Genomic DNA, 22,097 nt, shown 5'->3' on the forward strand with positions numbered 1-22,097 from the left:
TGACAAAAATATCGCAATCCTTAACAATACTGGAGGCCTGAAGTAATGGCGGAATTAAAACGGTCGCTGCTTTTTTCCATATTTTCAGATAGTGGGACGCAGGACGCATGGGGACCGGCGAACTCTAATCCCGCATTTCCTGCCGGGTACACCTTAAAGGGATCTCCCGCAAGGGTTTCGCAAAACGCATTCAGAAATTTTAATGCCGGCACGTCCGGGGTAAATATCATACTGTTGGATGATACCGCGCTTACCAGCGCTACGATTTCGGCAGAGGGTTTTTTCTCGACTGTCGGATCGTCTTCCCAAGGGTTTGTGCTTGCCAATCCATCTACTGGCAACGGATATCAAATTCTGATTAACTCGACGAATGCGCGGATTTTTGCCATGGCGAACTGGGCTATATCCGGCTCTGCGTTACGCACAATCGATTACTCGGTCCCCTCTGACAACTATGGTGTATTTAGGAGAAATAACGCCAATGGAGATATGGAGTTTTGGTCCGGCCCCAGCCCCGATAGCCTGACTCAGCGCGGGACGACATTAACGCAGGCGAATGCGAATAGCGATTGGCGCGCGGGTGTATTTGTCCGTGATAGCGGGAGAATGGGGTCGCTTGTTTCCGCATACACCCCCGCTCAATCCGTTACCAGCATTAACAATGGCAACCCTATCGCCGCCGGGCAAACCGGTGTTCCGTTTGAAACGACCGGGTTTAGTGGCGGTGAGGTTACAGCCATTACCACAAACCAGCCTGGCGTAACCATAAGCAATATCGTATTAAGCGGCGCCAATGATGGAAAGGGTACATTTGATATTAGCGGGTTTGCTGAGGAGGGCTTGTACCCGTCCCTTCCGGCAAACGTGGAGTACACGTTTGCCAACGGTGCGGCAACGGCAAAAATATCGCAATCGTTAACGATACCTCATGCGTATTCGCAAGTGACCTATGCAAATGCTTCTGCGCTTAATAGCCGGGTGTTTGCATGGCATCTGCTATCCGCCGGAATCAGTATGGCTAACGGAACACAGATAATTTGGCCGGATACGCCTGGTTTCTCATTCTTGGATAACGGAGATACAGCCTCGACCGCAGGAACGGTTATAATCGTTACCGCTTGGGCATGGAATGAAGCAACCGGCAAAATGTCGGAATGGATTGTAACGATTGATGATGCCGGCGTTGCATGACGGAATGATGGCGTAAGCTGGAACAAGGGTTGTCACATCAGTCATCTAGCGATGACTATGGGACAACCCTTGTTGATTTGTCAGAGAGTTCGGGGAGCAGCGTTCGCTTGTATGGCTCCTCGTGTTCAACCCTCTTCATATTGCAGATGAATTCGCAGCAGTCGCATGACGACCGTAACGGCTTCAGCTCTGCTTGTATAGCTGTTAGGCTCGAACATATGGCTGCCTTTGCCTTTCATCAGCCCTGATGCGACAGCGGCGTTAGCGGCTGCTTGTCCCCAGATGGGGATCGCATCGTAATCATTCATGGTTGTCGCCGGGGTTGACTTGTAGGCGGTGTCGAGGGAGCGGACGGTCAGCTCGGCGAGCTCTATACGCGAGATGTTGCGCCAGGGCCGGAAGGTTCCGTCTCCGTAACCTTGCAGAAGTCCCGCGCGTTGTCCGGCAACTGCATATCCTTTGGCCCATGTCGGAATAACGTTGCCGTCCGCAAACGTCTTATCCGCGACAGGTGTTTCTACAGCCGCTATGTTCAGAGCGCGCATAAGCATGACGGCAAATTCGGCGCGCGTCACCTGTTGCTTGGGGCGGAAGGTGCCGTCCGCGTATCCGTTTACAATGCCAAGGATGGCTGCTTCTCTAACCAAACTTTCCGCCCAATGTCCTTTCATATCCGTTAGCAGGGGAAGCGGGTTTGTTGCCTTCTTGACGCTAAAGATCAGGTTCGGGGTGTAGTGCTTGGAGTCGATTTTGGAATTAACAAGCTTGGCTTCCCGCAATTCGAATGTCGAAACGCCGTCGGCAATTCGCTCGAATACAAAGGAGGCCAATCTTACATCGCCATTCTTGCCTGGGGCGCTTCCAATCTGCGTGTGCGCAAACCGGAGTAGGTTGCCCTCAATCTTGGAGGGTACCGAGAATCCTTGTATGTCGCTTGAAGAATGGATCAGCTTCCAGTTGTCGGCGTCGAACGACAGCTTAAGATCGTACGCGTAGAGATCGACTGCCCCGCCGGCCTTGACGGACAGCTTCAGTCTGTGTCCGTCATCGACATAGTTCATCTGGAGGGTTGTGACTTGATCTGCGCGAGCGAAGGAGGGGGAAGCCAGTAGAAGGATGCAAGCCAATATAATCAGTTTTCGGGTTAAGAGCATTGCGGAATCGTCCTTTCTGAGTGGGGGATACGGGTTGCGCGCTTGTGAGACCAGTATAAAGCTATTAAAAGGGGGGCGAAACAAACCGATATTGCGTTTCGTTAACCGTTGAGAACGGATTTGACTCTGTCGCTTAAGTTGCAATAGACAAGGTGAAACGATAGTCGCCATCCTTTGGCTGCAGGGAGCATTTTAGTATTGATTTGTACAAAAAAGTGAATTTTGTCCTAATCGGTTAATCCAACACACAAATGGTTTATACAATTTTCCATTCGGGTGACCTATACTGATCTCGCCTACCGTTGTCAGTCGCAAGAGCAGAGTGAGCATCGCTTGGATGTAACCGCCACATTCAGAAACGAAGGAGGGATGGAGTACAGCGCATAAGATTCTCGCGTCGGCATGCAACACCGGAATCTATTATTAAGGGAGGTATAACAATGGAACACAACGTTGCGAATTCACTTCGCAGGCTTCATTCATCCAAACTTTTAGTCCGTTTTCTTGTCTTACTGTTAATGCTGAGCCTCATCCCGATCTACCCGACGGTCGAAGCGGAATCCTATGTGGAGGAACTTCCGGCAGAGGAGTGCACCAATTCTCAAGCGGCGTGGATATTTTGCGACGATTTCGAACAGGATCGATTCAATCAGTATTACATTCATCAGACCTCGGCCAAATTATTTAGAGAAGATGGTACCGGATTGGGGGAGTCCAAAGGTCTGACAGCCAATTTTCAAGGAAGTTATCCAACTGCCGGCAATCTGAGTCTAGCCTTTGGCAAAACACCGAATGCCCTGACTTATAACCCGGTAGGGAATCCCGATGAAGTCGTAAAAGATTTTTATTTTCGCACTTACGTGAAGAACGATGAAACATGGGCCGGCGGCGAGAACGGACGTTTTTTGAACTTCTATGCGTATGGTCCTAATAATCTAGTAATCGCGAAAGCATCCGTAGAGTACTCCTCGGGTACATTGTACGCGTTTCTTTACGGTGCTAAGTTTGATGAGAACGGCAATCCCGTTGGATTGGACTCTTCGTCCTATACGACAACCGCTTCCAAGATATTGGGGGCAGGAGTCTCCAATCAAACATGGCATGAGGTGCAAGTCCATATTAAACTGAATGACCCTGGACAAAGCAACGGAGTTTATCAGGTATGGATCGATGGAGACATGGAAACGAACAAAACGAATATGAATTGGATTGGTTCATACGCGGACTACGGTTTTAATGTCGTGGAATTTTCGAATTACGTTTCTGTTCAAAATGTGCCCTTGCAATCGCGTCATTACGACAATATCGTGCTTAGCAGCGATTTTATTGAGTCCGTGAACTTAGAGGCTGGCCCCCCTTCGAACCTCGTCTTCGAAGACAACTTTGATTCGTACACCGACTCACCAAGAAATCACGGATGGGGGGAAGTGCATTCGGCTGTTGTTATTGATCCTGTCGGAGGCAAAAACGGATCTCATGCCGCCAAGGTACAATATACGACACCCGAGCAGGTGGTGATGCTGAGGAACGACGTTTCAAACTACGATCTCAATCAGGTGTTCGTAAGCTTTGACTTCAAACTCGATTCTCCTGTCGACAATGATCCGAGCACCAAAGGCGGAAGCAAGTTCCTGAAACTGTTCGGTAAAGACGGCCTTAATCCCAATGGGGCAGATGGCGTTGCCAATACCACATTCGGATTGGAGTACACGACCAACAAGCTCATTGAAGTATCTTATGGGAAGGGCACCGATTTAAATAACGATACCCAGACTACCATCGGTTATAATGGCAATCACATCGACAGTCTGGTAAATATCCGCTACTCTACGGACACTTTCGTTCCTCAAACGAATCAGTGGCATTCCTTCAAAGCGTTCATGAAATACAATTCCAACGGAAACAGGGATGGAGAGTACATCGTCTGGATCGACGGCGAGCTTCGGTTATACGCGACTAATGTGACAAACCGCAATGTATTGAACTCGGATGAATTCAAGTACGTCTCTCTAGGCGATTACTCAAGAGTCAATGCCGATCATCCATGGAATTTGTGGTACGACAATGTGCAGATCATGCGAGAAGTTCCGGAAGAACTTGCTGCGGGTTTGTCGGGCAATAACGCGAATCTAAGCGCGCTGACCGTTAATACGGGGACGTTAAGTCCGACCTTCTCGAAGGAAATAAGCAATTACACGCTCGAATTGCCCGCTGGCGCAACGAGTCTGGACATTACACCGACAACGGAACAAAACACGGCAACCATCCAGGTCAACGGAGCTTCGTTATCCAACAAAGCTGCGGTTACCGTTCCCGTAGGAGTGAACGCCACGAAGGTTAACATCGTGGTTACCGCAATGGACGGGGTGACCGCCAAGACGTACACCATATCGATCAAGCGGCCTTCGGTCGTTGCGGAATGCGGCTTCCCGCGCGAGGGCTGGATTTTCTGCGATGATTTCGAGAGCGATAGATTGGATAAATACTACGACTACTTTAAGCGATGGGGGCGGTTTCAACGTGAAGGAAAAGGCATTGAAGGCTCCACGGGAATGGTTTCTTATTACGGAAACTACTCTGCCGATACGGGGGTTATAGGCCCTTATGGGACGTGGATGAAACTTGCCTTCGGCAAAACCCCTGATCCGTCCTACTACAAGCCGGCGGGAGATCCCGAAAAGATTGAAAAAGAGCTGTATTGGCGATTCTATGTCCGCAACAATACGATAGCAGAGGGAAATACGGCGATTAGCAACGGACCTCTTGCGAGAGTGTACGGTTATGGTCCGGACGGCATTCCGATTATGCAGATTAACGTCAATTATCCCGATTCGTCAGGCGTGTTGGTATCGGAGCTGCTTCGGGGACAATTCGATCAGGAAGGATTGCCGACCGGTACGACGGAGGCTGCCGTAATATCCGGCACCGAACCGATCATGCATCCTGGCGAGGCAGGGCAATGGCGGTTAATCGAGATTCATGCCAGACTTAATGATCCGGGACAATCCAACGGGGTGTATGAGCTTCGGATTGACGGCCAGCTTGAGGCCAGCAAAACCGATCTGGACTGGGTCGGCTCCTACACCGATTACGGGATAAACGCAGTAGAGCTATACAATACGAACAATCAGCCGGGCGTACCGGGCGGGGACTTAGAGTACCGTGCGTTCGACAATATGGTATTGAGCAGATCCCCAATCGGCGCTCCGGGCGCGGTCAGCCAGATCAATGCCAATCTGAGCAATATTACCGCGAGCGTCGGCAAGCTGTCGCCTCACTTCCAGGCTAATGCGACGACCTACACGTTGACGCTGGAGCATGGAGCAACCAGCGTCGACATCACGCCGGTCGCGGCTGATGAACAGGCGACGGTGAAAGTAAACGACGAGGCGCTTCCGTCGGGCAATGCCTTTACGTTAAGCGGCGCGGCTCAGGCCGTTATTAAAGTGACGGCAAGGGACGGCAGCACCTCCAAGGCCTACACCGTTACGCTGGCGCAGGCCGCTCCCTTCGAGGTGAATGAATGCTCCGCGGCGCATGCGGATTGGCTGTTCTGCGACGACTACGAAGTTGATCGTATGGATCAATATTTCGAACGCACGAGTCGAAGCCAGTTCTACCGGACAAGCGATGTCGGTCTTAGCGGATCTTCCGGCATGAAGGCCGAGTTCCGTCAAGCGGACGGTGCGGAACATGACACGGGAGCCATTAAAGTTGCATTTGGCCGGACGCCTACTTCCTATATGGATCCGGTTGCAGCGGAGAACGAAGATCTGACCGAGGTCTACTTCCGCTTCTACGTCAAACATCAGGAAGGCTGGATTGGCGGGGGAGGCGATAAGCTGGCTCGGCTCAGCTCCATGCAGTCGGCGAACTGGGCGCAATCGATGATCGCCCATGTCTGGAGCGGCAACAATGCAGGGAAAAATTTGCTGGTGGCGGAGCCGGCCCGGGGGACGGACGCAAGTGGAACTCTGTTGTCGACGAAGTGGAACGATTGGGCGAATCTGTATTGGTTTGGAGGGCAGGCCTCCGAGACGCCAATTTACGACGAGAATCACGTCGGGGAGTGGTATTCGGTGGAGACGCGCGTCAAGCTGAACGATCCGGGACAGTCCAACGGCATCTTCCAGGTGTGGATCGATGACAAGCTGCAGATGAACCGTACCGATTTGAACTGGATCGGCTCGTACGAGATTGGACCGGGCAAGGGCTACGGCCTCAACTGGCTCGCGCTCGAGAACTACTGGAATGCAGGTACTCCGCAAGATCAGGAACGTTACTTCGACAACTTCGTCATCAGCCGTTCCAAGATCGGATTAGCGACGGCAGAAGCAACGGACAAGCCTATCGCGCTCCTGTCCGGCGATAGCGACGTTAAGCTGGCTAGCGAGAATATCGAAATGACCGTAAGCGTGGAAGATCTTGACGATGCATTCACGGTAGCGGACTTTATCGTGAACTATGATCCGCAGAAGCTGGAATTCGCAACGGAAACGAACGGAAATAGTGTCGTTTTGGCGGATTCCGCGATCGAATCCCTGCTCCCGAATTTTTCGATTGCAAGTGCAGTCAAGCAAAACCAAGGAGAAATTCGGGTGATCATGATGGCTGCAGGCGAACAAAACGCGGTTAACGGAAGTCGCCCAATCATTAAATTACACGGCACAGTAAAAAATACGGCGGAAACGGGCAGTACTGCCGTGTCGCTGTCGGATTTCGAAATATCGATGAACGGAGAGGGTACATTGCTGGACGTATCCGACGCGTCTTTAAGTATCCAAGTCGTGCAATCGAACAAAGCGGCTTTGAGCACCCTCATAGCTAACGTTCAACAAACACGAAATGCTGCGGTCGTGGGCAGCCAGCCGGGACAATATCCGCAAAGCAGCGTGAACGCATTGTCTGCCGCTATCCAATCGGCAACTGCCGTGCTCGAAAACGCAACGGCTGCGCAAACGGATATTGACAACGCGGTTATTGCTCTGAATGCGGCATTAAGCACCTTCACAAGCTCGGTCAACGGCTCTGTGTCTGCCAATCTCACCGCCTTGAACGCTGCGATTACCGCAGCGGAAAGCAAGTATGCCAAGTCGGTAGAGGGCAGCAAGATCGGTCAATATGCACCAGCTTCGAAAGCCGCCTTGCAAACAGCCATAAACGCAGCCAAAGCTGTTCGAGATAACGCTTCTTCGAGCCAGGTTCAAGTCGATCAAGCGGCAGCGGCGCTAAATCAAGCGTCTGCGGCATTCTCGTCAACGATGATCACTTTAACTCCCAATGCTGGGAGAATTACGATCCATGACTTGTCGATTATCGCGAAGTACTTCGGAGCCAAAAGCACCGATGCGAATTGGACGGAAATCGAAAAGGCGGATCTGTTGGGTCAAGGCGAAATTACGATTGAGGTACTGGCAGCCGTCGCGCAAATGATCTTGGACGACTGGCTTGCGGACTAAATAAAGGAGAATCTTTTGCCAATAAAAAACCGCCGAATGTACAATTCGGCGGTTTTTTGCGTTTTTATTCGTTTTGCAACCAGTCTGCCAGAATCATCTGCGCTACGGCAGCAAGCGCTTCTATCGTAATTTCTCCTTGATCAAGTACGTCCGCAATCGCAATCTCGGACCATTCGTTATCCGCGTCTGTTGTTCCGAAGTAGCGCGCCATGATGGACAAATCATAGATGCTAATCTGCGTCGCTCCAGACGTTAATGAGATAAACGTTGCCGCAAATGTTTCGCGTGCCGCATTCAACGACAAGACAGCCTGGTTGACTTGCGCTTGCGTCGCTGAACTATTCCCCCGTACAGATTTAGCGGCGTTAATGGCATTCGATAGAACAGTTTTCGAGCCAGGGGCGTACTGGCCGAGCTTCGAGCCTTCGATCGCGGCGTTGAATTTGCTCTCCGCCAAGGAGATTGCTGCTTGTAAAGCAGAGAAGTCCGTAGGAACGCTGGAAATGACCGAGTTCGTGAATGCAAGGATTGCCGAATTCAGTGCCGAGACAGCATGATTGACCTCAGTCTGAGTTGCCGCAGCGTTGTTGCGTACCATTGTTGCTGCTTGAATGGCAGCTTCCAGAGCGGTTTTGGATGCCGCTGGATATTGTCCAGGCTGCGAACCGATAACGGCAGAGCCCATTGTAGACTGCGCAACTGCAATACGAGCGATCAAGTCAGCTTTATCCGTATTAGCGATCGTAATGTTAACCAAAGCGTCAGTCGCGTTCAACGTTTCGCCAGTCCCGTTCATGGCTAGCTTGAAGTCCGAAAGCGAGACGGTTGTGCTGCCTGCCGCGGCGTCATTTTTTACTTTGCCAGAAAGCTTGAAGAGCGGAATGGAGCCGCTCGCGGCATTGGACTCGCCTGCCGTAGTAAGGATTACTCTGATCTTGCCTTGGCTTTCCTTGACGGCGCTGATGATGTTGAAATTCGGAAGCAGCGATTCAAGGGCTGAACCCGCCAGCGAGACGATGCTGCCGCTTGTCTCCGTCGCGAATTCCAGCTTTTGAGGATCGTAATGGACAATGACGTCCGCAACCGTGAAAGGAGCGACATGAGCGGAAGAGATTGTCAACTCGACGCTTTCCCCGACTTGCGTCGCCGATTCATCAACGGCCAGTGAGCCGCTTGGGATGATTTCCTCGGTTGCTTCTGACGCAAGACCGATCTTCGAACGACTGACAACGAAGTTATCGAAGTATCGCTCTTGATCTTGGGGGGAGCCTATGTTCCAGTAATTCTCGAGAGCAAGCCAGTTGAGACCATAACCTTTGCCCGGACCAATCTGATAAGAGCCAATCCAATTCAGATCGGTGAAGCTCATCTGCAGCTCGTCGTCGATCCATATTTGGAAAATGCCGTTGGATTGTCCTGGATCGTTAAGTTTGACGCGCGTTTCTACTGCGTACCAAGATCCGACATATTGCTCGTCGAAGATAGGCGTTTGCGACGATTGGCTTCCTAACCAAGTCATATTTTGTTGATCATTCCATCCCGTTGACTTAAGATTGCCCGCTACGTCAGTTCCACGGGCAGGTTCAGCCAATAAGAAGTTTTTGTTGGCGGAGTAGCCGCTCCAGACATGGGCGCTGATGGCTTGCGCCCAATTGGAGGTTTGCATAGAGCTTAGGCGCGCCAGCTTATCCCCGCCGCCGCCTGTCCAGCCTTCCTCGTGTTTGATGTAGAAACGGAAGTATACTTCGCGTAAATCTTCATTCTGCGCCGCAACGGACTTGAAATAGGAGGAGGGCGTTCGTCCAAAAGCAACCTTGATTGCTCCTGTGTCATGCTGGGCGCCATCCGATTGCCTGAACTCCGCTTTCATCCCGGAAGAACCGTCCAAGCCGACTTCGGTCGTGCGATAAAATTGACTTTGTTTGGTCCATTCAAAATATTGATTCATCCGATTAATCTCGTAATCGTCGCAGAATAACCAGTCGGATTGCATGTTGCTGCATTCGTTAACGATGAATGGAGCAGCTTCCTTTAAGTTGACTTTATATGTTTTTTTGATTGTTCCGTTTTTGGAAGTCACTTCAATAGAGAGCGGATTCGCTCCTGTTATGGTGATTGGAGTAAGGCTTGCATGCGTGACGCCGTTAACTTTCATCGTTGCTTCTGCATCATCAAGAACAGGGGTTATCTCCGCGCTTGCAACATTTTGATCCACGGTAAGCGTATAGTTCAAAACATTGGATTGGAAGTAAGGCGACAGCTTGCCTGCGCTTTTGGAAAGCATTTTAAGGCTGGCATTAACGCCGGTTACTGCTCCCGGAGCACCGATCGGTTCTCGGCTGACTACCAGATTGTCGAATACCCGGTATTCATTATCGTCGCCTAACGGACCGTCGACCGCATTGTTCGTATTGTACAACTCCACAACGTTTATGCCGTAATCGGTATAGGTGCCCGTCCAGTTTAAATCGGTTTTGCTGGTCTCCAGCACGCCGTCAATCCATAGTTCATACACGCCGTTAGATTGACCCGGATCATTGAGCTTTGCGTGAATTTCGATGACGCGCCATGAACCTGCCTGATCCGGCCGCATCACGGGATTTGTCCCGACAAGCTCGGCCGTTTCCTGGACGCCGGTCGGATCGCCATTTGTATTAAATTGTCCCGTACTCAATTTGGATACAAGGGCGCCGGTTGCATCGGGATGACCGACCTCGATCTGCATAATCGGCACGTTGTCGGGGCCGTAGCCATATACGCGGGCCAAAGGTCCCCTGTTTATGGAATCGGTACCCTGGACAAGCGTATTGCTCCGGGTTAGAAACCGCAAGTGGATTTCTCGTTCTGCTGTGCTGACATCGCCTACAGGTTTGTAGACGGTGTTGTTCGGAGTTTTGCCGACTGCGAGCTTTAGCCATGTGCCATGCGGCGGATACAGAGTGTTGCCGAGTCGATCGGCGGGATAGAAGCCGTAATAGGAAACCATGCCCTTGGAGCTTTCGATTCCTTTGCCCCCAATATCGAAGCGGCCCCATCGGGAAAAGTAATCATAATAAGTTGACAATTTATTTGTTTCGAACGTATCGCAGAATAACCAGCCTTGCAGAGGATTGGAGCATTCATTGACGACAGAAGGGCGTTTGATGTCAATTGTATACGTTCTGGCCGTTACTCCGTCTTGAGCGGTGGCAATAACCGTAACCTTGTTATGATTCAGGCTGACCGGGACGTATACGGCTTGACCGCTGGCGGATGATTGACCGTTGATCGTGATGGCGCCTCCCGGCGCAACGTCTGCCGTTATGCCAAGGCTTGCCACAGTGGCCGGCAGTTCAACGGTATAAGAAGTTTTGTCGGCTGCGAAAGCCGGAATTAACGTTCCGGAGTCGAGCGTCAAATTCTGAAGATGCTGATTCACGGTCGGTGTTGCTGTTGGCGTCGGCGAAGGGGAAGGAGTTGGCGTAGGTTCCAAGGTTTCGGATGCCGTGCCGATACGCTCCGTACTTAATACCATATTGTCATGATAGCGGTATTGCAAGGGAATGTTCGAACCGCCTAATTGATTGCTCAGATCTACTACATTAAACCCGTATTCCTGCGACGATCCGAGCCAATTCAAGTCGGTTTTACTAATTTCCGTCGAATTGTTGACCCAAAGCTGGAAAGCTCCATTGCTTTGACCTGGATCGTTTTGTTTGATTCGAACTTCTACCCGATTCCACTTCCCTACATATTGCGCATCTTGCCCAAGAATCTTCATGGCGGGTTGGGTAGTTGGAAGGATGGATATCGGACTTGAGGCAAAGCCCGTAGGATTTCCGTTTCCATCGAGCAAGGCAGGATGCAGATCGGCGTAAAGTCGTCCGTAGGAATATCGGAGCTCGACTTTTGCAAGGATGAGATTATTTGTTCCGTATGCATAAAATGTTGCAAATGTCCCTCCTTCCCCCGATGTCCAGTTTTCATCGTTTTTGACGTAAGTTCGCCAAAAAATTTCCTTATATGCCTCATCAGGATCCCCGACGGGCTTATAGGTTGACGGGTTAGGCGTTTTGCCGAATGCCAAGCTCAGCTTGCCGACGCTCGGAGTTCCCGAGAACTCGGAAGTGAGGGCGGTCGAGGATTCGCCAAGTCCTTTGTTTTCCTGAAGGTACAGCTTGCCAGGAGAAGATTGATACGGGATGCGATAATGGGCGGAACGGTCTTCTTCGAAATCGTCGCAGAACAGCCACGCCTCATCCGAATCGGTGCATTCGTCAGCTGGAAACTCATCTGCTTCGACCGTCTGAATGATCGTTATTACGCTTAACATCAATAGTAATGCGATCAAGCCGGCTATGAGCTTATGGGCAGGGATCCGGATCAGGGTCTTGCTCGAACGTTGCGGCATTTCTTTTTGGCCTCCTTGGAATGATGGTATTGAGCTTGTATTACGCTGCTTGATGTTTGCTTTTTCCTCCTCTCTTGTCATGACGATTAGCGTAGATGCGAGATCAGTATAATTCCGGAAGATAAAAAAGTTATACAAACCGATGTTGCGTTTGATTAACCGTTAAGGAGCAATTTATTTTTCTTGTAAAAAACAACATGATTATTAATAAAACAACTGGGATAAAAAGCATAATCTAGATAATTGTTCAAACATTTTCCGATCCGCATTGAATGCGTTTCCATTTGAAGAGTATAAAAAAATCGGCCAAACAAACGAAGGTTTGTTTGGCCGATTGGGGTATTCTCATAACACTTGCCCGTCCATAAGCAAGCGGCTGCGAAGCGCGTCGTAGTTCACTTGCTGCACGCTGACATTGTTTTCGATCGCCATCGCCGCCGCGGTTGCGGCCGATTGACCCAATACCATAAAGACGGGTTCCATCCGAATGGAGCCGTATGCGATATGAGAGGCGGACAAACATACAGGCACAAATAAATTCGCGCATTCTTCCTCTTTGGGCACGATCGAGCGGTAGCTGATCGGGTATGGGGCAGAAAGCCCGATCTGGACATCGCCTTCGTTCACGACGAAGCCGTCTTTGCCGACATGACGCTGCGTATGATGGGAATCCATATTGTACGATCCCATGCCGACGCTGTCCGCTACCGGAGTCCGGAGGAAGATATGGTTTTCGTTCATGACCGTTTCGCCGAGCATGCGCCTGGATTCCCGGATGTAGAGCTGCGGAGTCCAATGACCGTTCTCCTGGAATTCGTCCAGGGGCAACCCCCATTCCTTGTAGAAATTCCGTATGTCTTTCGGCACGCGGGGATGCTGCTGCAAAGTCCAGACCAATCCCTTTTGATACGTCTCGTGCTCCCGGACGATACGGGAGCGTTGCTCATAGTCAGCTTCCGGGTAGTTGTAATTGCGGCCTATATAATCGGTGGAGAACCCGTTGTCGTTGTTCGAGTCCGTCTTGCGGTTCGGCACCATTCGCAATTTAAAGAAACGATTCTGCCCTTGTTCGATTGCACGAAACATCAATTCGTATTCGCGCTCGTCGTAATCGCTCGGACGTTCGATCATGACGCGATTGGCGGGAGCGTCGGTCAGGGTCATACGGAAGCAATACGCTTGTACGCGGTGGTCGGCATCTCCGTCCTCGCCCCCGGCATCGGAATTCACGCCGGGCAGCAGACCGCTGCTCGGATCTCCCTTGACGACATAGGGATCAATACCGCGAGGCAACTGATTCAACCGGGCGACACCGGTCTGAATGCCGTTGTGATGTTCTCCATACACATGATTGGCTTCGCGCCCGGTTGCAAAGCGGATGCCTGCCGCCTTCATCAAGTCTCCTTCGTAGCTCGCATCCATGTACAGGCGGCCGGATACTGTCCTACCCGATTCCAGTCGAATATGGGAGATGGTATTGCCCTCCTTCGTTGCTCCTCCTGACAATTCGAGCCTTTCCCCGAACCATACTTCAATCTCATTTTTCGTGACCCACTCTTGAAATACGGCAAGCGCCACCTTAGGTTCGAACATCCATGCCGGATGATCTGAACCGTATTTCTTGCCAATTTCGCGATAAAACTGGAGAGATATACCGCCTATTGCGGCGGATTTGCCAAAATCAGTGTCTCCAAGCCCACCGGTGCTAAGTCCGCCAAGCCGATTCGTCGGCTCGATAATAAGCGGTACAAGTCCCATTCGTTTCGCTTGAATGGCAGCGGCAATACCTGCCGACGTACCTCCGTAAATAACCAAATCGTACATCAAGATAATCCCTCCTGTTTTTGTACAAATCAATGGTGAAATAACACGTACGACCCTCGAAAATCATTGTCATGAAGTAAATATCTATGTTAAATTCATTGTATAACCTTACGAGATGGAATGCGATTAACAAATCTATTATATTTGTATAAAACTACAGTCAAATGATAAAAGGAATGGAGGGGGAACATGATCGAGTTATGCGGAGCGGGTTTCGATGATCGGGATCCGGATTGGAGACGCCAGCCGGTACGTACGGTGACTTACGCGTTGACGCTTATTACTTCGGGCAAGCTGATCTACCGGATCAACGAGGAGCAATTGCGACTGGAAAAAGGGGATCTGCTCTTTATTCCCAACGGCTGCGTACGAGAAGCGTTCCATGAGGATGAAGATTATCATCAAAAGTATTGGGCTACCTTTGAAATGAAAGAGCAGGCTGCATTGACGCTGCCTATACTAACTCAACTATTGCCGCAAGTGATCAAGACGCGTCAACACGACTACATGAAGCAACGTTTCGTTCAACTTATCCAGCAATGGATGGGGAAGCTGCCGTATTACGAGACGATATGCGCGTCCATTATGACCGATATGCTCGGTCGGATGAACCGGGAGTTGGACGCGCAACATCATCCTTCGCCCATGCTGAATCTGGTCGGCAGCATTCAGGATTATGTACTCGCCCATTACCGCGAGGATATTCGCGTGGACATGCTTGCGAAGCTGATGGACCGCTCCCCGAACTATATATCGTCGGTATACAAGCGGCTAACCGGCATTTCCTTAACGGAATATATCAATCAAGTGAAGGTTTCAGCGGCTCGCGATTTATTGTTTCATCAAGATGTCAACATCGGTCAAGCCGCTGAATATGTAGGTTTCTGCGACCAAGCGTACTTCAATCGCGTGTTCAAAAAAATGTACGGTTTCCCGCCCTCGGTACTTCTGAAAGAACTGAGAAGGAAAAAGCCGAAGCGATCGTCGATATCGAACGAGACATGATCCTCATCTTTAACGCTCTTGCTGCATGTCCCGATATTCTTGAGGGGAGACGTTCATAATTTTTCGGAAAAACCGGGTGAAGGCTATACCGGATTGGTATCCGACTTCAAGAGCGATCTCGTGAATGCGCTTATCTTGGCGAGCGAGCAGCAGCTTGGACTTCTCGATTCGGGTTTCCATAATATAGTCCGAGATGCCTTTGCCTGTAATTTGTTTGTACAACCGGGAGAGATAGGTCGGATTTAGATGAACATGTTCTCCAAGCCGGGTCAAGGATAGATCGGTATGCAGATGTTCTACGATGTATTTCTCGATGTCCTGCACCAAGCGGTCAGAGTGGTTCTTTTGATCGGTCGTGACATTTTCGAACAAGTACAGGGCCAAATCGCGGTAATAATTGGTGTAGATCGTCCAGTCGAGTGCAGGCTTGATATTCAGAATGGGCTCCAGCCCGAATTTCTCCGAAATGGCAGGAATGAGTTGCCGACGGTTCATATAAACGAGGAACAAATGCGCCAGAAAATGCAGCGTTTCCAGCCGCAAGCCGACATGGTCGCCGGCCATTTTTACGGTTGTGATCAGGTTCTCGTACAGATCCAGAAACTCTTCGCGCTTGCCGCTTGCCAGCAGTCCGGACAAAGACGAGAATTGAGCGAGCTTAAGGAACACGCCGGCTTCCAGCGCGTCCGCCGTGGGGGAAGCCGCAGAATTCCGATTGCTCATCAGCTCTTCTTCCGTTGTCAGCAGTTCATGATTCAGCCCGATTCCGTTCTGCAGCAAAAATTTCAGGCGGAGGAGTCTGTCGCCGATATTCTCCCATAACGAAGAGGAGCCGAGAATGACCGAAAGGTGGAGCTGGAGCAGCTCTCGGCAGGAGTGCTGGATGGTCTCGAGCGTTCCGTAGAAGAATCGATAGGTTTTGCCTGTTTCTTGTGTTTCCTCCGACGAATCGATAGGCTGCCACAATCCCGCTACATGGGAGGTATCCAGATTGAACGTGACGAGCCGTACTTTGGGAGACAAATATTCGTTCATAATATTGCGTACGGAATAGAGCAGAAGAGCACGGTCCGACCAGGTCATGGATTGTTTCCAACGGTCGATTCTTGCAATGACAAGATAGACCGGCTTATGCGGATGAAGAGGGATGTCTAGCGCACGGAATTGTTCATGCCGTTCGTTGCCGGGCACGCGCCTGCCTTGAAGCAGCTCGATCAGAAATTCCCGCTGCAGGGAAGGCAGGGCGAGCCGGAACTGGGCATGCGCCTTGGCCACAAGCGCCTGGGAGTTTCGTTCTTCCAGTACCCTCTCCGCTGCTTGATAGACCGAATCCTGGATTCTAGCATCGCCTTCCGTCTTTAAAATAAAGTCGAAGCCGCCAAGCGTAATCGCTTCTCGAGCGAACTCGAAATCATGGTAGCTGGTGAGAAAGATCACCTTGCAGTGCGGCTGCCGCTGTTTGACCTCGCGAAGCAGATCCAGCCCCGACACCTCCGGCATTTTGATGTCGGTCACAATGATATCGATATGCCGATCCTGCATAATGGCGAACGCTCCGGGCGCCGAATAAGCTTTGTGCACCTCAAGAGGAATTCTCTGATCCTCGCTGAACAGCTCGTATAATCCGTCCGCGATAATGCGCATGTCGTCAACGATGAGGAGCTTGAGCATCCGGAACCACTTCCTTTCTCTCCATTACGATCTGAATGCGCAAGCCGCCAAGCTCGCTTCTCGACAGTTGGAGTCCGGATGTCTCTCCGAATTTAAGCCGAATGCGCCGATGTACGTTGATCATCCCTGTGCTCTCCTCCATCTGATGGGTTCCTTGCTCAAGCCTTGCAGTCATCTGCGCCAATTGTTCATCCGCCAGTTGATTGCCGTTATCGTCGATGTTGACGACAACGAACTCATCATCGTACGCGAAGCTGACGCGAAGGAACCCCTGCTGCAGCTGCTTCTCGAAGGCGTGCTCAAAGCTATTTTCTATGAGCGGCTGAATAATCATTCTAGGCACCATAAACCGCTTGATGGCGTCCGGCACGGCTTCATAAGAAACGGACACATGTTCATCAAAACATACGGATTGAATATCGACATATGCCTGAGCGTGAAGCGAATCTTCCAAGAGGGCGATTTCGTCAGAGGCGTCTCTTGTAATGTATTGGAAGTAACGTCCAAGGTACCCCGCGAACTGAATGGCCGTATCCCGTTTGCCGGAATGAATCAATCGCTGCAGGACGAAAAAGCTGTTGTACAGGAAATGCGGGTTGATTTGCGACTGCAGTCGTTTGAGCTCGGAGCGCTGGCCGAGCAATCTCTGCTCATAGACGACGTTGACCATATTGTCGAGCGTTTCCGTCATGTTATTGAAGCGCCTGTACAAATAACCGAATTCATCGTCATTCCGATGCTTAAGCGTAAATCGCATCTGTCCGATTTCGACTTTGCGGAACGCTTGCATCAGGGTCTTTAACGGCTTATGAATAATTCTGTAAAGTCCAAAGGAAAACAGGATGATGACAAGAATTGTAAGGATAGACAGCGAATAAAAAAACGTTTTGTATATCGACAAAGAACCATAGATTTCATCTTCGGGAGCAAAAGCGGCAAGCATCATGTTCGTATTGGCGGCCGGCTCATAAACAATCAAATAGGGTTCGCCTTGTATCTTGTGCGTCATGATTTGCGGACCGGCGGTTTGGGCATGCAGCTCCAATTGTTTGGCGGACAGCAGCTGTCTGATTTCGGTTGTGGCAAGCTCGTCATGGCCGGATTCAACACTCCATGTGCCTTCCGAATCAAACAGTACGGCGCCGCTTCTATTAAAGTTCATGATTTTGGAAAGATACGCAGCTACGGTAGGTTCCGAGATTTGCACGGCAAGGATAAACATGCTGTCCTTCCGGTCGGATGTTGTGACGAAGGGTGCGTTGATGAACAATTGATCATCCTGGCGGATGATCGGCTTGGAGGGCAGGCGCAGCGCCTCGAACAGACCGGAATCAAACTTTCGCAGGCCTGCTATAGTAGATTGGGTTGTGTCGAGAAGAGGCAGCAAGGCTGTCGTGTCTTTGATAAATCTTGACGAATATTGAATACGGCTGAGATAGGGACCGACCTCGCCGAAGAACATCGACTTCTCCATGTGAGTCAGATTCGCCGCGTCCAACTCGACATGGGCAATCGCGATGTCCAGCGCGCTGTTCCTGAGCATCTGCTGAATCCGCAGAAACTCGCTGTCCATAATATTGTTGTAGGATTGCAAGGAGTTTCTGAGCGCCTGTTCGATTTCCTTGCGATTATTTTCGGCGCCGATATTCGTTACGATAAAGTTGAATACATATAGAGGCGTTACGATCAATAATAGACTTGCGATCAATTTCGACAGAATCGATTGATTCCCTATGAAGCTGGTTATGAGCCTGCTAAGCTGGTTCAAACGAACCCCCCTCTGATCGACTTCCTTCCTATAAGTATAGCAAATCCGAATAGAGTTGCGGTCCTAACCATATTTAACTTACCCAAACCATTGTTTACGTTGTCTTACAAAGCAGGAAGCGGCACGATTTTGACGGAGATGCCAAATAAGGCGACAATGGTCGCCGATAGTAAGCATCGGTTTATTTCGGTAGAACAGCAGGTGAATTATGATAAAAGAGCAAACGAATTCAGCAACCAATACGAAGGGGAGTAATGGTATGAGAAGAAAATGGTCTATGGCAATAACGCTTATCCTGCTGACAGCCATGATTGCGGCTTGTTCATCGGGGAACAACAATCCGCCTGCAGCAAGCCCGAACAGCAGCGAACCGGTTGCGGATGCGACCAAGGAACCAAGCGAGCAGCCGCCGACCAAGCTGACGATGATGGTTCAGAGTCATCCTTCGTGGCCGGTAAACAAGGATTGGCTTGTCTATCGGGAGCTTGGCAAACTTGCCAACGTGCAACTTGATGTCAGCGGTTATCAGGGCGACTGGTGGGAGGCGATTCCATTAGTTATCGCTTCCGGAGATATGCCCGATCTGATGTGGATGTCCGGTCCGGATATTATCCACAAACATGGCGGCGAAGGAGCGCTTGTCAACCTGCTGGATCATATGGATCAAATGCCGAACCTGCAAGCATGGATCTCGGAGCATCAGGAAATTACGGACGCGCTGCTGTCTACCGACGGCAAGCTGTACATGAACCCTGCGCAGGGCGCATACGGCGATTGGGACGGATTATGGCTGTATCGCGAGGATATCTTCCTGAAAAATAATCTTGCAGTGCCGAAGACGTACGAAGAGCTCTTCGACGTACTGGTGAAGCTGAAAGAGCTGTATCCGGACAGCTATCCATTGTTTGTGCCGAACTGGGGCACTATGAACCAGATCGCTCTGAGCTTCGGTACCGCCAACACGTTTTATTATAACGAACAATCGAAAAAATGGCAGTACGGCCCGACGGAAGAAAGCTACAAGCAAGCGCTTCAGTTCCTTGTGGATGCTTATGCGGCGAAGCTCATTCCTGTCGAATTTGGAAGTCTGGACGAGAACAAGCGCAATGAAATGATTACGACCAATCAATCGTTTATCGTGTATGGCTACATCGGCCAGATTGACAGCTTTAATAACTTGGCTAGAGGAGAAAATCCGGAATTCAAGATGGCTCAGTTTACCCCTCCGGGCGGAGCTGGAAATCCGGGCTACCACGGCAAGGAATTCAGGTTCCAGGAAGGGCTGACGGTAGCGTCCAACTCGAAGAACAAAGAAGCGGCGTTCCGATTTATCGATTCCATGTTTACGGAGAAAGCAAAAGAAGTTGTCAGCTGGGGCGTAGAGGGCATTACGTTCGAGAAGGTTGACGGTAAAAATAAATATTTGCCAATCGTCAAGGATACAGCGACTCGCGCAGTCAGCTTCGGTCTCCGTACTGCCGGCGTTAACGCCTGGTTTGATAATGAAGCCAATATATCGTTGTTTAATGAAGAAACAAAGGCTTCTTATATGGAAGCAGGCAAACATATTGCCCCTGCCGGACAGGTTGCTACATTTACGAAGGAAGAAAGAGAGTCGATTTCGCTCAAGCAACAGGCTATTTCCAAGTTCGTTTCCGAAAATGTCAGCAAATTCATTATCGGCCAACGTCCGATGAGCGAGTGGGACGCGTATGTAAAGGGCATTAACGATCTTGGCCTCAGCGATGTGCTGAATGTGTTCGAACAGGCGTATGCCCGTTCGCAGCAATAAGGAAGGGAGGGCTACCATAATATGAACGGCATCCGAAGAAGACCATTTTTGAAGAGATTGGACGATAGCAAATATTTGCTGTTATTGTTCTTGCCCGCAGCCCTGTTCTACCTGATCTTCGAATATGCTCCGATGTTCGGCATTGTGGTAGCCTTCAAGGATTACAACACTTTTGCAGGCGTATGGGCCAGCGATTGGGTAGGCCTCAAATATTTCCGGATTTTCCTGTTCGAAAATCCCGATTTCCTGCTTTTGCTCCGCAATACGTTCCTGCTAGGCGTGTATTCGCTCGTCTGGGGTTTCCCGGCGCCGATCATCCTCGCTTTGCTCTTGAACGAGCTGCGCAGCAGCATCTTCAAGCGCACGGTGCAGACGGTCAGTTATTTGCCGCACTTCGTCTCCAATGTCGTCATCGTCAGCATGATTACGATGTTCCTGTCGCCTGATGGAGGATTGGTGAACAAAATCATCGGTATTTTTGGTGCGGATCCCGTTTATTTCTTGTCGAAATCCGAATTTTTCCGAACGATTTACGTTTCCTCCGGGATCTGGCAAGGCGTAGGCTGGGGAACGATTATTTATTTGGCCGCGTTAACGGCAGTCGACCCTCATTTGTACGAGGCGGCCGAGCTGGACGGAGCGGGCAGATGGAAGCGGATGCTGCATGTATCGATTCCCGGCATCGTCCCCGTCATCATAATCCTGCTCATCCTCAATATCGGGGGGCTGCTGGGTACGGGCTTCGAGAAAGTATTCCTTCTCTACAACCCCATGGTCTACGCGACGGCGGATATTTTCTCAACATATACGTACAGAGTGGGACTCTTGCAGGGCAACTTCAGTTATGCGACGGCAATCGGCGTGTTCAACGGCGTAGTCGGGTTCATCCTGATCGTAGCAACGAACCGTCTGGCCAAACGAACGCAGGAAACCAGCTTGTGGTAGGGGAGGACAGAACATGAGAAACAAAACAGGTCTCTTCGATATCGTCAATATCATCCTTATGCTTGGGCTCATCGCGGTCACCCTCTATCCCTTCTGGTATATGATCAGCGTGTCGTTAAGCGGAGAGTTGTCCGTTATGCAAGGCAAGGTGAATTTCTGGCCGGTCGACTTTACGCTGGGCTGGTACAAAACGGTGTTTAACGATCCGCGCATCGGCATCGGCTACCGCAATACGATTATGTATGCGGCGGTGGGAACGGCGATTGCGCTTATGGCGACCTCAATGGGCGCCTTCGCCTTGTCGCAGAAACGCATGATCTTCCGCAAGGGCATCATGCTGGCGATCGTATTCACTATTTTGTTCGGCGGGGGAATGATCCCGAGCTTTCTCGTCGTCAAGGAACTGGGCATTCTGAATACGATGTGGGCGATGGTGCTGCCTGGAGCGGTAGGCACGTTTAATCTGCTTGTATTCCGGACCTTTTTCGAAGGGCTGCCGGAAGAATTGTACGATTCCGGCCGAATCGACGGCTTGAACGACATCGGGTTGTTTTTCCGGATCGTCATGCCGCTGTCCAAAGCGGTGTACGCGGCAATCGGCTTATTTTCGGCCGTTGGCATCTGGAACAATTTTTATAGCGCGATCATCTATTTAAGAAATCCGGATTTGTTCCCGCTTACGATGATCCTCAGGGATCTGATCATCAAGGGAACGCTGGATGCGGAGATGGCGGTGCAGTCGACGGTAGGAGGAGACCTCGTCACGACGGACGCGCTGAAGTTCGCGACGATCATGGCGACCACGCTGCCGATACTGTTCCTGTATCCCTTTCTTCAGAAATATTTTGTCAAAGGCGTCATGTTAGGATCGGTGAAGGGGTAATCGGGCAACCGACGT

General features: G+C 50.6%; 11 protein-coding genes. 6 read left to right on the forward strand and 5 right to left on the reverse strand.

Going from position 1 to position 22,097, the window contains the following annotated elements:
* Window positions 1-45: 45 nt before the first annotated feature.
* On the forward strand, window positions 46-1,191 hold the full coding sequence (locus tag H7F31_RS15430) for a hypothetical protein (RefSeq protein WP_187104905.1): 1,146 nt from the start codon (window positions 46-48) through the stop codon (window positions 1,189-1,191).
* A 125-nt stretch (window positions 1,192-1,316) separates the two neighbouring features.
* Here H7F31_RS15430 and H7F31_RS15435 read toward each other — a convergent pair whose 3' ends face one another.
* Complete coding sequence (locus H7F31_RS15435; RefSeq protein WP_187104906.1) at window positions 1,317-2,345, reverse strand: S-layer homology domain-containing protein; 1,029 nt, start codon at window positions 2,343-2,345, stop codon at window positions 1,317-1,319.
* Between the two features lie 440 nt (window positions 2,346-2,785).
* Between H7F31_RS15435 and H7F31_RS15440 the strand changes: the two genes are divergently transcribed.
* Window positions 2,786-7,804 (forward strand): cadherin-like beta sandwich domain-containing protein, encoded by a 5,019-nt coding sequence (locus tag H7F31_RS15440; RefSeq protein WP_187104907.1) that lies wholly within the window; start codon window positions 2,786-2,788, stop codon window positions 7,802-7,804.
* A gap of 64 nt (window positions 7,805-7,868) precedes the next feature.
* Here H7F31_RS15440 and H7F31_RS15445 read toward each other — a convergent pair whose 3' ends face one another.
* Window positions 7,869-12,194 (reverse strand): cadherin-like beta sandwich domain-containing protein, encoded by a 4,326-nt coding sequence (locus tag H7F31_RS15445; RefSeq protein WP_187104908.1) that lies wholly within the window; start codon window positions 12,192-12,194, stop codon window positions 7,869-7,871.
* A 345-nt stretch (window positions 12,195-12,539) separates the two neighbouring features.
* Complete coding sequence (locus tag H7F31_RS15450) at window positions 12,540-14,018, reverse strand: FAD-dependent oxidoreductase (RefSeq protein ID WP_187105376.1); 1,479 nt, start codon at window positions 14,016-14,018, stop codon at window positions 12,540-12,542.
* Window positions 14,019-14,207: 189 nt separating this feature from the next.
* Here H7F31_RS15450 and H7F31_RS15455 point away from each other — a divergent pair, with 189 nt between their 5' ends.
* The gene (locus tag H7F31_RS15455; protein WP_187104909.1) at window positions 14,208-15,023 is read left to right on the forward strand and encodes a helix-turn-helix domain-containing protein; all 816 of its coding nucleotides are present in this window, start codon (window positions 14,208-14,210) and stop codon (window positions 15,021-15,023) included.
* Between the two features lie 9 nt (window positions 15,024-15,032).
* Here H7F31_RS15455 and H7F31_RS15460 read toward each other — a convergent pair whose 3' ends face one another.
* Together H7F31_RS15460 and H7F31_RS15465 are read right to left on the reverse strand one after the other, a co-directional pair.
* Window positions 15,033-16,694, reverse strand: coding sequence for a response regulator (locus tag H7F31_RS15460; RefSeq protein WP_187104910.1), 1,662 nt, complete (start codon window positions 16,692-16,694; stop codon window positions 15,033-15,035).
* A complete protein-coding gene (locus tag H7F31_RS15465) occupies window positions 16,672-18,462 on the reverse strand; it encodes a sensor histidine kinase (protein WP_187104911.1) in 1,791 nt (596 codons plus the stop codon). Before H7F31_RS15465 ends, H7F31_RS15460 begins: the two co-directional genes overlap by 23 nt.
* Before the next feature lie 259 nt (window positions 18,463-18,721).
* Between H7F31_RS15465 and H7F31_RS15470 the strand changes: the two genes are divergently transcribed.
* The 3 genes from H7F31_RS15470 to H7F31_RS15480 are packed head-to-tail and all read left to right on the forward strand — an operon-like array spanning window position 18,722 to window position 22,082.
* Window positions 18,722-20,254 carry an extracellular solute-binding protein gene (locus H7F31_RS15470; RefSeq protein WP_187104912.1) on the forward strand — a complete coding sequence of 511 codons (1,533 nt, stop codon included), beginning with the start codon at window positions 18,722-18,724 and terminating at the stop codon, window positions 20,252-20,254.
* 21 nt (window positions 20,255-20,275) lie between these two features.
* Window positions 20,276-21,199 carry an ABC transporter permease gene (locus H7F31_RS15475; protein WP_187104913.1) on the forward strand — a complete coding sequence of 308 codons (924 nt, stop codon included), beginning with the start codon at window positions 20,276-20,278 and terminating at the stop codon, window positions 21,197-21,199.
* A 13-nt stretch (window positions 21,200-21,212) separates the two neighbouring features.
* Window positions 21,213-22,082: a carbohydrate ABC transporter permease gene (locus H7F31_RS15480; protein ID WP_187104914.1), complete on the forward strand. Its 870-nt coding sequence runs from the start codon at window positions 21,213-21,215 to the stop codon at window positions 22,080-22,082.
* Window positions 22,083-22,097 lie beyond the last annotated feature (15 nt).

The organism is Paenibacillus sp. PAMC21692, from assembly GCF_014303795.1.
Taxonomy (GTDB): Bacteria; Bacillota; Bacilli; order Paenibacillales; family Paenibacillaceae; genus Pristimantibacillus; species Pristimantibacillus agaridevorans.

Bases quoted from the DNA above. Each gene is read 5' to 3' on its own strand.
- H7F31_RS15430 (WP_187104905.1), top strand. From the start codon at position 46: ATGGCGGAATTAAAACGGTCGCTGCTTTTTTCCATATTTTCAGATAGT.
- H7F31_RS15435 (WP_187104906.1), bottom strand. From the start codon at position 2,345: ATGCTCTTAACCCGAAAACTGATTATATTGGCTTGCATCCTTCTACTG.
- H7F31_RS15440 (WP_187104907.1), top strand. From the start codon at position 2,786: ATGGAACACAACGTTGCGAATTCACTTCGCAGGCTTCATTCATCCAAA.
- H7F31_RS15445 (WP_187104908.1), bottom strand. From the start codon at position 12,194: ATGCCGCAACGTTCGAGCAAGACCCTGATCCGGATCCCTGCCCATAAG.
- H7F31_RS15450 (WP_187105376.1), bottom strand. From the start codon at position 14,018: ATGTACGATTTGGTTATTTACGGAGGTACGTCGGCAGGTATTGCCGCT.
- H7F31_RS15455 (WP_187104909.1), top strand. From the start codon at position 14,208: ATGATCGAGTTATGCGGAGCGGGTTTCGATGATCGGGATCCGGATTGG.
- H7F31_RS15460 (WP_187104910.1), bottom strand. From the start codon at position 16,694: ATGCTCAAGCTCCTCATCGTTGACGACATGCGCATTATCGCGGACGGA.
- H7F31_RS15470 (WP_187104912.1), top strand. From the start codon at position 18,722: ATGAGAAGAAAATGGTCTATGGCAATAACGCTTATCCTGCTGACAGCC.
- H7F31_RS15475 (WP_187104913.1), top strand. From the start codon at position 20,276: ATGAACGGCATCCGAAGAAGACCATTTTTGAAGAGATTGGACGATAGC.
- H7F31_RS15480 (WP_187104914.1), top strand. From the start codon at position 21,213: ATGAGAAACAAAACAGGTCTCTTCGATATCGTCAATATCATCCTTATG.